Raw genomic sequence first — 935 nt, 5'->3', positions numbered from 1 at the left:
CTGCTCTATTGAAAATGGACGACAGCGGCGAGGCTAGGCTGTGCTTGGTAACAAGCTGAAGCCGAGGAAAGGAGATTATGGCGATCAACCTCCTCGACTTCGCTCAAAACTGTCGACGCCTAGCTAAACAAGCGTTTGGGTCACACGCGGGGAAACCCGCCTCCGGCGGGCTTCCCCGCTGGGTCCACGTCGTCGTTCACTGCTTACGAGTCGAAGAAGGCTGGACGTTTCCGGAAGTCATCGATCGGCTCCGTCTCATGCCAGGGATCTGCGAGCTACTGGGATTGTTACCGGAAGCCCTGCCCGATCCAACGACGTTCTGGCATTCGTTCGATCGATACGCGATGCGCGTCTGGCGGGCGTTGCTGCGCGTCTCCGCGCAGCAACACCCGAATTCTGGGCACGCTGCCCTCGACAGCACGTTCTTCGAACGAGGGCACGCCTCACACTACTACCTCAAACGCGCCGATCGTACGATCCAGACGCTCAAAGTGACGACGTTGACGGATACGGACTCGTTGGCAGTGCTCGACGTTCACTGTTCGGCCAAATGGCGTCACGACACGATACTTGGCCGGAAGCTCGTCCGCCGAAATGCGGACGAGCTGGTCTCTGTGGCGGCTGATAAGGCGTTTCATAACTGGCCGATACGCTACGAATACATGGCTGAGAGCATCGAGCCACTTCTCTTGCGAAGTGGCTCGACGCTCGGCCCAGTTCTTCACAATACGTTGATCCGCTCGAATGGATACACGCAACGGTGGATGGCTGAAACGTCGTACTCCTCGACGAAGCGGTCGTTGGGGTCTGAGCTACGCTCACTCGGTTGGTACAGACAGTTCCGTGAGATCGTCCTCATGTTTGCTGTTCACAACATCGAAAGCCTCAGTGAAACGCTCTAATTCCAGTGCCGTATGGCGTTTTCAATAGAGCAG

Annotated in this window: 1 protein-coding gene; it reads left to right on the top strand. The window is 57.0% G+C overall.

Features of this window, described 5'->3' with window-relative positions:
* The first annotated feature begins 77 nt into the window (after window positions 1–77).
* Window positions 78–902: a transposase gene (locus FYC77_RS19995; protein ID WP_149083247.1), complete on the top strand. Its 825-nt coding sequence runs from the start codon at window positions 78–80 to the stop codon at window positions 900–902.
* The last annotated feature ends 33 nt before the right edge of the window (window positions 903–935 follow it).

It is taken from the genome of Natrialba swarupiae, from assembly GCF_008245225.1.
Classification (GTDB): Archaea; Halobacteriota; Halobacteria; order Halobacteriales; family Natrialbaceae; genus Natrarchaeobius; species Natrarchaeobius swarupiae.
The sequence above is the reverse complement of the archived record's forward strand: the minus strand, read 5'-3'. Positions and strand labels throughout refer to the sequence as shown.